Source organism: Chlamydiota bacterium (assembly GCA_012729785.1).
Classification (GTDB): Bacteria; Auribacterota; Tritonobacteria; order UBA1439; family UBA1439; genus UBA1439.
In genome coordinates, this window is sequence record JAAYCL010000034.1 from 1 (window position 1) to 2,302 (window position 2,302).

Annotated in this window: 3 protein-coding genes; 2 read left to right on the forward strand and 1 reads right to left on the reverse strand. The window is 67.3% G+C overall.

Features of this window, described 5'->3' with window-relative positions; all coding sequences use genetic code 11:
- Nucleotides 1–924 (forward strand): aldehyde dehydrogenase family protein (locus GXY35_07820; protein ID NLW94480.1); only part of this gene is annotated, 924 nt, incomplete at its 5' end.
- 97 nt (nt 925–1,021) lie between these two features.
- Here GXY35_07820 and GXY35_07825 read toward each other — a convergent pair.
- Nucleotides 1,022–1,693, reverse strand: a complete 672-nt coding sequence (locus tag GXY35_07825) for a hypothetical protein (GenBank protein ID NLW94481.1) — start codon at nt 1,691–1,693, stop codon at nt 1,022–1,024.
- A 203-nt stretch (nt 1,694–1,896) separates the two neighbouring features.
- Here GXY35_07825 and GXY35_07830 point away from each other — a divergent pair.
- The coding region (locus GXY35_07830) for an erythromycin esterase family protein (protein ID NLW94482.1) at nt 1,897–2,302 on the forward strand (406 nt) is incomplete at its 3' end.

Consider the following 2,302-nt stretch of genomic DNA (forward strand, 5'->3'; position numbering starts at 1 on the left):
ATCGCCCGCATCCTCGTCGAGCTGTTCGAGAAGGCCGGGCTCCCGCCGGGCGTCCTCAACATGGTGGTAGGCCCGGGCTCGGCGGTGGGCGAGTCCATCGTCCACCATCCCGCGATCAAGGCGGTCTCATTCACCGGCTCCAACGAGGTGGGGAAGCGGGTGATCGCGGAGTCGGCACGGCTGCACAAGAAGGTGACCTGCGAGATGGGGGGGAAAAACGCGCTGGTCCTCATGGAGGACGGCGACATCGACGCGGCGGTCGCGGCGACGGCGGACGGCGCCTTCGGCTCGACCGGCCAGCGATGCACCGCCACCAGCCGCGTCCTCGTCCACAGAAAGGTCAAGGATGCCTTCGTGGAACGGCTCCTCGAGAAGGCGCGCGGCTACGTGCCCGGCGACGGGATGGACCCGGCCACGACCATGGGGCCGGTGGTCGACAGAAAACAGTACGAGAGCGTCCTCGCGCACATCGAGGCGGGGCGAAAGGAGGGGGCGCGCCTCCTCCTCGGCGGCGGGGCGGCGGCGGGGAACGGCTACTTCATCGAGCCCACGATCTTCGACGGGGCGACGCCCGCGATGCGGATATTCCGGGAGGAGATATTCGGGCCGGTGCTCTGCATCTCGGAGTTCGAGCGGTTCGACGAGGCGATCCTGCTCTCCAACGCGACGGAGTACGGATTCACGGGGGCGATCTTCACGCGCGACGTGAGGGCCATCATGCGCTTCATCGAGCAGGCGGAGATACAGATGGTGCACATCAACGAGCCCACGATCGGCGGGGAGGCGCAGCTCCCGTTCGGTGGATGCAAGGCGACCGGGTACGGGGACCGCGAGATGGCCGACGAGGGGCTCAACTTCTTCACGCTGACCAAGACGGTGTTCATCAACTACTCGGGCCGCGGGGAGCGGGCGATGGTCAGATAGCGGGGGCGTTCCGTCTTTCGATCGAGACGCCCCGGCGCCACGGCACGTTCCGCCTCGCCGGGCGGAACGTCCGGGCCCCTCCCCGCATCCCGCCGCCTCACCCGCCGGCGTTGACCCGAAAATCTTTTGCGTTGGCGGGGAACGCGACGCAGAGCGCGACCATCCACGACAACCCGAACTCGGCCAGCTCCCCCCGCTTCGAGGATCGGACGGCGCCGTACACGAGCAGAATGGTCGCGACGATGAAGACCGCGTGCCGCGCCCGCGGGACCGGGATCGCGAAGGCGGAGATCAGGCGGGAGGCCGTTGGGTTCCACCGGTACAGAATCGGCAGGAGCAGGACGTAGGCGACGATCATTGCGCCGAGCAGATGGCTGAAGACAAGCTTGTTGATTTTCACCCCGCCGATCTTGAGGTTGTGGATGTTGGTGTCGCGCTGCACGTTGTGTTCCATGAACCAGGAGGGGCTCTCGAAGCCGAGCATCCTCTGCCCCCAGGAGATCTCCTCGCCCGCGCCGAAGACGAAGAGCGCCCCCAGGAGGGCGGTGGCCGCGAGAAACAGGACCGGCCTGCGCCGCCGGAGCATGAGGAAGCGCCGACAACAGACGAGAGCCGCGAACAGGAGCGCCAGGACCGTGCCCCACTCGATCGGTCCATCCTCCTCGACGTAGCCGTGCCTGAACGCGGGCTCATCGACATGGGAGAGGACAACGCCCGCGAGAACGGCGACGAGGACGAGTGCCACGACCGCCTTTTCCATTATATGCATCTTTGCCGCCCTTTCCGGACCGTGCCACGACAACAAGCATACCCGTATCGCCCCGAATATGCGAGGGAGAGATTGCAGCCCGGGGGGAAATACGCCGCCTCTCGCCGGACCTCGCCGCGCCGCCGCGCCTTCGGGACCGCCGGATTCGTTGACACGGCGCCGGGATCGTGGTGTAATCGTATTTCACACCGCGAGCGCGACCGATGCAACGATCCGCCATCGGCATCCTTTCGATCGCAGCGGCCGTCTGCGTATCGTGCGGGCGCACGGGTCTCGACACAGCCGCCATGAAGCCGACAGACCGTTCCGTACCCGCCTACCGGGCCCCCGGCGACTGGATCGCGGCCGAGGCGATCCCGTTCTCCCCCGACTCCCCTGAATCGTTCAACGCTGCCGTGGCCGGACTCGTCGAGGAGCTGGACGGCCGGGTGGAACTGCTCGGCATCGGCGAGCCGCTGCACGGGGGCGAGGGGTTTCTTCTTCTCCGCAACCGGCTCTTTCAACGCCTCGCGGAGGCGCACGGTTTCGGCGCCATCGCCGTCGAGAGCGACTTCTTCCGCGGACGACTCGTGGACGAGTTCGTGTCGGGCCGCGGCCCGGCGTCGTACG